This is a genomic window from Methanosarcina spelaei, assembly GCF_002287235.1.
Classification (GTDB): domain Archaea; phylum Halobacteriota; class Methanosarcinia; order Methanosarcinales; family Methanosarcinaceae; genus Methanosarcina; species Methanosarcina spelaei.
Window position 1 is genome coordinate 1 of sequence record NZ_LMVP01000106.1, and the last position, 7,349, is coordinate 7,349.

Sequence of the window (7,349 nt, forward strand, 5' to 3'; positions counted from 1 at the left end):
GGCCCGAAGCATACCCCATCCTTTAGGGTGGGGTGGCCGCACGCAATTTGATTTTATATTTAAAAGCTCTTATCGACTCTGTTCCAAAATCCAGTGATTTTTGCATTTTTGATAGAAAATCTGAATTAGCAAGAAGAATCCAGTTTTTATCAAAATCAATATTCGCTATCTAAAGACTTGAATCATTAAGTTGTATTACACGGATGGTGACCATTTACAAAATCTAGTGATTTTGAATTTTACATCCATCACTAGATTTTGGTACTGAGTCCTCTTATCCCTTATTTTAAGCATGTATACCTATTTCCGTTGTAACCGTCGATATATCCTTTTTGGTATCCTCTGTTATAACTGTCTTTGTAATTTTCTGTCCATCTGTTATCGTTGTAAGGAGAGGGAATTTTCGAGAGGATTTCTCTACTACCATAATTATCGCAGTCTATTTGGCCCTGTTTTCTGCCATCTCCATAACCTTTATTATAACCATCATTATATCCATCTTTGTTCCTGCTATCAGCAGCTGCACTTGCTGCTGCAGCCGTTACTGACAATACAAAACAAACTGTCAGCAAAACGGCAAAAATCCTTTTTATTCTATCAAATTTTTTGCTTATCATAGATTAACTCTCCGTACTTATATTCTAAACTCGCTAGCCTGAACTCGATCCTTAATCTTACCAACCTGAACTAACCTTTGACCTCACTTTGACCTCACCAGATATTCGTGCTTAACTTCTACTTGACCTCCGGCTTTTGAAAGAATTACTTGATTGTTTTGCGGTATTCTTGAACCTGTAATTTATATATTAGCCAGATTAAATATAAATATACTTATATAAAACCGGCATGAAATTGCTAAATTGAGGAAATAATTATTTCTAAAGCTTTAATTTAAGATCTAACCATTTATAACTGATTTACGCACATAAAAAGATAGAAAAAAACCCTTTTTCATGATATCTGGTAAAATGCCGGCTTTTAGCAGCTTATATCGGTTAAATGCGACAGCCAGTTCAAAAAAACACTAGAGAAGTAAGTGTTCTTCTGAGTGTCTCACATAAAAATCAAAGGAAAAATTAAAGAAAAAACAAAGTAAAAATCAGGTAAAGACATCTTGCAATTCTTCCAACTTGAAGTTCAAGCGTCCGGTCTTTCCAGTTTTTCCAGTATATCCGCATGTTCTTTGTACTGCCTTTGAGCTTGCTCCTTAACTTGCTTTTCGGATGACGGAAGCCTGAGAGCCTCAATGTCCCAGTTTGCTCTCTTTGCTCCTGCCTGATACACACTCTCAAGAAAATCCAGAACCGCTTTCTCAGGCGAATCTACTGCGTTTCGGACATCTTCATACATTAGGAGTGCAAGCCCTGCCTGATGGCTCCAGAAAGCTTCTTTCGGGCTTAGCGGCTCATTCATGAAGCCTGCCGGCTGCGGGTGCATGTACGCATAAAAAGCCGGCTCCCTTATTTGCTGGTCTCCAGCCCAGAACCCGAAGCTGATCATTTCATGCGAAGAAGCCTCAAATTCTATGCGGTTTGCTCCTTCCTTTACAGGTACAGGCCGGCCTGAAAACAGAGTCAGGGCCAGATCGGCATGATGCCAGAAAAAGTGCACAGGCGAACTTTTTCCTATAAACCAGCCTCTGAAAATCTGAAAAATGGAGGAGACCTGCACAAGGATTCTCCAGAACCGGTTCACATATTCTTCATCATAGGCCATATGCTGATAATCGGACGGAAAAGGCTCGGTACTTACTCCAGGCATATCATATGGAACCGGCCTGATACCCACCATAATCCCGAGTTCACCCAAACTTGAAAACACCCTGTCATAAAAAACAGCAACAGAAAGCCCTTTTAAAGGCACGGTTTTCAAATCTCCTTCGCTGGTCTCAATCCTTAAAACATGTTCCTTGTCCCGGAAATTAAATTCCATCTCAAAAGTCATGTCCTCGTAAGGAATCGGTCCAGTCGTGAGCCCACGCACGGAAACATAAAAAGAAACATGCCACCAGTGATTCATTTTCGGAAACAGCGCAAGTCTGATCTTTCCCACGATTTGCAGGAACAGGTGCAACGTATTCTTCGTATCTTCCCATTCTTCAAGCGGCAAAGGCGGAAATTGAATATCCCGCGTAAAGCTAGTATTTACCATAATTACCCCCTCTTGAAAACTTCTGGATTAGTAGATCAGTGAAGTATCAATAACATATCAGTAATAGTAGTGTTTGGTAGTAGTGTTTAGTAGTAGTGTTCAGTAGTAGTGTTTGGTAACGATCCTGTTAAATTTATAAAACCATGATTATGAGTTGTAGATTCCGTTAATTTATAAGTTTAAAACCTTTCCTGCCTGAGTGAAAAAAATTAAAATATTGACTCTGGAGCTCTGGAGCAGGATTTTTGAGTTTGTAGCTTATTTTTTATTTTTCAAGCCGGATTTGAATGTTCCACATATTCTATTATCGAGCCGTCGGGATGCTTTACTGTCATGTTTTTGCCGGTCGGGACCTTATTCGGCCCCCGGAGAATTTCTGCACCTTTTTCTTCCAGATAAGCCTTGAATTCATCGAGAGAATCGACAAGAAAAGTAGCTTGCGTGCTTCTGAAGAGTTTTAGAGCTTCATCCGAACCGGCTATTACCAAAATATTCTCTATTTGGGCCAGTTCCAGGCCGATCTGTGGGATTTTAAAACGCAGGGCTACGGAGGAGCCTAAGAGTTCTTCATAGAACTCCAGGGCAGAGTTAAGGTCGTTTACGTAGAGACGGGAGAGAGTTTGAAGGATTTTCATTTTTCTTATTCCCCATGAAATATTTTAGTTTTTACATTTGTTTTATTATTGTTAATACTTATAGTTCCAGGAATAAGTCCACAATAAATATTATTAACTTCTTTTATTATCAGAACTCAGATTTCAAACTGAATGATAATAAGAAAGGTTAAAGAAATGTTAATCCTCGACCACCCCTACGTCTCCGAATTCCTAAAAGAAACTGCTGCGGAATTACAGGTTCCTATTTTAAAAAATGAAATGGCAGCCGGCCTGAAGACTGAAAAAAAGCTAAACCTCCTTGAAGAAGCTGAATTTATTAAATTAATAAAAGAAAAGGGCGAATGTACTCTTTATTCCAATTCAGAAAACTCAGTTGGCTGGATTTCGGAAAAATTGGATTTTACAGGGCTGCCTGAAAAAATCGAGCTTTTTAAGAACAAAGTTAAGTTCAGAAAGCTGCTACAAAGGCTTTACCCCGAATTATATTTCAAGAGTGTTAAATTTGAAGAACTGGACGAAATCCGGGTTGAAGAAATCGAAAAGCCGTTCATCATAAAGCCTGCTGTGGGATTTTTCAGCCTAGGAGTGCATAAAGTTTCCACCAACGAAGAATGGGATTCGGTTTTAATATCTATAAAGACTGAAGTTGAAGAAATCAAAAAGCTTTATCCGGCTTCGGTTCTGAATGTGGAGAATTTCATCATCGAAGGAAATATCGAAGGAGACGAATTTGCAGTTGATGCTTATTTCAATCGTGCAGGAAAGCCTGTAGTTCTCAATATCTTCAAACATATCTTTTCTTCGGAAAATGATGTCAGTGACAGGATATATTTCACTTCGAAAACGGTTATAGAAACCTACAGGGAAGCCATTGAGGACCTTTTAAACGAAATCGGAAAGCTGGCTGGACTCAGGAACTTCCCCCTTCATCTGGAGCTTCGAATAGCTGAAGACAGAAGAATCCAGCCGATTGAACTGAACCCTATGCGTTTTGCTGGCCTGTGCGTGACTGATATTGCATATTTTGCATATGGGATTAACACTTACAGGTACTTTATGGAACAGCTTGAACCGGACTGGGACAAGGTTCTTGCAGATAAAGAAGGAAAGAGCTTCTGCCTTGTTATGCTGAACAAATCGGAAGACCTCAATTTGAAGGAAGTAAAGTCTTTTAATTACGAAAAACTGCTTTCGGACTTCGAAAAACCCCTGGAACTCAGAAAAGCGGACCACGAAAAACGCGGCTACTTCGGGTACATGTTTACCGAAACCAGAGACAGCAACTGGAGCGAGATCGAAAGGATTCTAAAATCAGACCTGGAAGAATATATCACTTTCAAAGAAGTAGCATCCGCAGTTGCGGTACTCAAAAATAAGAAGTAATGAAAAGATAGAAAGCCTATTCACAAGCCTTTTAAAAAAAGGCTTGACCGCAAACCTTTTAAAAAAAGGTTTGATCGAAAACGAGATAACGTTTGGATTTGAAACCTTATCCCCAAACCTTATAGGCGTGATAAACCGGCGCAACGGTTTCGGGTCAGCGGTTTCGGGTCAACAGTTTATTCACTGATCCAGGCTTTTGCTTCAGGAAGTTCCTCATTTTTGTAAGTTTTCACCGGAAAGGGAATAATAAACTTGAATATTCCAACAGCACTGTTCACCCAGTCTACATCTGAGACAACTGCTATCTTTTCAAATGCTGTAATGTTCTGTATACCAACTTTGGCATCCTCAAGCATAGCGTTAAGGGTAAACCATTCGAGTTCCTCGTCCAGCTGGTAAAGCATACGGACTTTCCCGTAATTTTTTATCTTTTCTTCAACAGCAGGAATTAACACATTTTTGTAGTCGTCTCCAGTTACCTCTCCACTTACACTGACTGCTACAACGTTATCAGGCAAACCAGGTATAATCTCTATCATTTAACTCCCCCTTTAGTATACAATAACTCTAGCTTCCACATATATTCAATGGCTTTTATTAAATTGCTTTTATTCAATGGTCATTATTCAATGGCCTTTACTCAATGGTCTTTATTCAATGGCCTTTATTCAATGGCCTTTCCTTAAATTATCATTCAAGATTAATTTTGTAGAATATTTCTTAGCTCTAGATCATCAAGTTTGTTTTTAATTTATTATTTTGAATGAATATAAATCTTGACTTGATCCAGTGTATAATCTTGACTTGATCCAGTGTATAAGATCCAATATAACAACGTTATATCCAGAATATCCGGAAAAACCACAAGTATGTTGAGACTGCAGAAAAGCATCAGGTTACTGAAACTCAGAAATCCTGCTTCCAGGTAGTAATCTGTAATATTTTCGATTTCTCAGATCTTTGTTGCTGGGGCAAATTCCGCACAAGGGATTCACGAAAAAAAATCTATTTATGACTGAAGGTTCAATCTGTCTACGGGAAAAGGTCAATGGAGTAAAATGGGGTACTGATTCTGGAAAACAATATTATAGAAGTAAATAACCTTGAGTATTTTTTCGACGAAATAAAAGCAGTCGATAATATCAGTTTTAAGGTAAGAAATGGAGAAATTTTCTCGTTTCTCGGACCCAATGGAGCTGGGAAGAGTACTGTAATCAATATTCTTACTACTCTCCTGCCTATGCAGAAAGGAAGAGTAATTATTGCAGGCCATGACTTGAGGACCGAGCCTGAAAAAGTCAGAGAATCGATAGGGATCGTCTTTCAAGAGTTGACTCTTGACAGAGATATGACTGTTGAGGAAATTCTGGAATACCATGGAAGGCTCTACTCCATGCCAAAAAGTCAAAGGCAGGCACGTGTGGATGAACTGCTCAGTCTGGTCGAGCTTGAAGCAAAGAGGAATGTTCTGACAAGGCATCTGAGCGGCGGAATGAAGCGAAGGCTTGAGATTGCGAGAGGATTGATGACTCGCCCGAACGTGCTTTTCATGGACGAACCTACAATCGGGCTTGACCCTCAGACAAGAATAAGAATCTGGGAGTATGTACAGGACATAAATCGGCAGGGTACAACCATTTTCCTGACAACTCATTACATGGACGAAGCCGACCAGCTCAGCAATTATATAAGTATTGTAGATCATGGACAAATAATTGCCACAGGCAAACCATGGGAACTGAAAAACGCACTTGGTCAGGATATTATATATCTTGAAACAAGCGATAACCAGGGAGCTTCAAACATCTTAGAGGGACTTGATACTGTAAGAGGGGTTAGAGACAAATCGAAAGGAATAATTGTCATGGTCAATGTGGATGGTACTCACCTGCTACCTGAGATCATGGAAAAACTTCAGAAAAGGGGGATTAAGATCAGGGTCGTAAACCTCAAAAAGCCGTCAATGGATGATGTTTTTGTCCACTATACAGGAAGAGAGCTCAGGGATACCGGAACCGAAAAAACTGTTGTGGTAAAGCCAGGAGGGCGTTAAGAGATGCATAAAGGCTTTCTTACTATATACTGGCGAGATATGCTGAGGTTTGTCCGATTTCGTACTCTCCTATTTACTTCCCTTGTCCAGCCTGCACTCTGGTTAGCTTTCTTTGGGGTAGCAATGTCAAACAATTTTGATAGACTGACTGCAACAATGCCGGCTGTTCCCGGAGTGAGGGCTGTGGGCTACCTGACTTTTATAGGTGCAGGTGTTATTGCCATGACCACGCTTTTTACAAGCCTTTTTGGGGGGACAGTACTGCTGTTTGATAAAAACTGGGGGCTTATGCGAGAGACCCTTTCAAGTCCTCTACCAAGAATTCATATAATTGTGGGAATAGGGCTTTCAGCCATGACAAAGTCCTTTATCCAGGCAGCTGTTATAATGGTTTTTGGGCTTCTGCTTGGAGTCAAGTTTTTTGAAGGTTACACAGCAACACAGGTTTTGATTTCACTGATTGGAATCGCACTTTTTATAGGAGCATTTTCACTGGGATTTCTTTTCCTGTCAGCCGCAATTGCAATAACTATGGAAAGTCCGGAAGGGATGCAGGCAGTAATAACTCTGCTAACCATGCCTTTTTTCTTCACGAGCAATGCACTTTATCCGGCTAACTCTTTTCCTCCTGTTCTCCGAGCGCTATCCACAATCAATCCACTTACCCATCTGGTCAGTGGGATCAGGTATTTTGCAATAGGAAGTGATTTTTCGTCAATAGGCATTCGTTACACTTACACGCAAGGAGAGGCTGTTACTTCCTTTATTGCACTTCTGATTTTCGCTACAATAATGTTTCTTATAGCTAGATGGAGATTTACCAAGGTTACAGTCACATGATTTCAATACTGCTCACTGGCTTGAAGAATCTCTTTTCAGAAACTAAATTTCCAAAAATATATCCCTTTTTTATCCGTTTTATCGACACAATTCCATAATCTAGTGATTTCTCTTATTGTTCTTTCCTCAAACCTACAATTTTCTCTGCTAACTACCTCAAAAAGCTGCAATAATCTTGAAAAACAAATTCTTTGGCATTTTTGCCAAAGAATTTGTTTATTCATTAGATATTTTTTTTGAATATTTTATCTAAAATCAATACGCTCCGCTACTTTCTAAAGTGAAACTTTTATCAAAATAGCTTA

The 7,349-nt window shown here is 39.5% G+C and carries 7 protein-coding genes; 3 read left to right on the forward strand and 4 right to left on the reverse strand.

Translation table 11 applies throughout. The features are described 5' to 3' along the window. Positions 1–281 precede the first annotated feature (281 nt). The 3 genes from ASJ81_RS07190 to ASJ81_RS07200 form a co-directional block, all read right to left on the reverse strand. Positions 282–617: a hypothetical protein gene (locus tag ASJ81_RS07190; protein WP_095643889.1), complete on the reverse strand. Its 336-nt coding sequence runs from the start codon at positions 615–617 to the stop codon at positions 282–284. Between the two features lie 520 nt (positions 618–1,137). Then, entirely contained in the window at positions 1,138–2,151 is a 1,014-nt protein-coding gene (locus ASJ81_RS07195) for a DUF5996 family protein (RefSeq protein WP_095643890.1), read from the reverse strand. Between the two features lie 272 nt (positions 2,152–2,423). Then, entirely contained in the window at positions 2,424–2,786 is a 363-nt protein-coding gene (locus tag ASJ81_RS07200) for a VOC family protein (protein ID WP_095643891.1), read from the reverse strand. A 156-nt stretch (positions 2,787–2,942) separates the two neighbouring features. On the opposite strand from ASJ81_RS07200, the gene ASJ81_RS07205 reads away from it, so the two are divergent. Then, positions 2,943–4,151, forward strand: a complete 1,209-nt coding sequence (locus ASJ81_RS07205; RefSeq protein ID WP_095643896.1) for an ATP-grasp domain-containing protein — start codon at positions 2,943–2,945, stop codon at positions 4,149–4,151. 176 nt (positions 4,152–4,327) lie between these two features. Here the strand turns inward: ASJ81_RS07205 and ASJ81_RS07215 are convergent, their stop codons facing one another. Next, a complete protein-coding gene (locus tag ASJ81_RS07215) occupies positions 4,328–4,690 on the reverse strand; it encodes a SpoIIAA family protein (protein ID WP_095643893.1) in 363 nt (120 codons plus the stop codon). A gap of 533 nt (positions 4,691–5,223) precedes the next feature. On the opposite strand from ASJ81_RS07215, the gene ASJ81_RS07220 reads away from it, so the two are divergent. Together ASJ81_RS07220 and ASJ81_RS07225 are read left to right on the forward strand one after the other, a co-directional pair. Then, complete coding sequence (locus ASJ81_RS07220; RefSeq protein ID WP_170943229.1) at positions 5,224–6,204, forward strand: ATP-binding cassette domain-containing protein; 981 nt, start codon at positions 5,224–5,226, stop codon at positions 6,202–6,204. A 3-nt stretch (positions 6,205–6,207) separates the two neighbouring features. Further along, entirely contained in the window at positions 6,208–7,044 is an 837-nt protein-coding gene (locus ASJ81_RS07225; RefSeq protein ID WP_095643895.1) for an ABC transporter permease, read from the forward strand. Positions 7,045–7,349 lie beyond the last annotated feature (305 nt).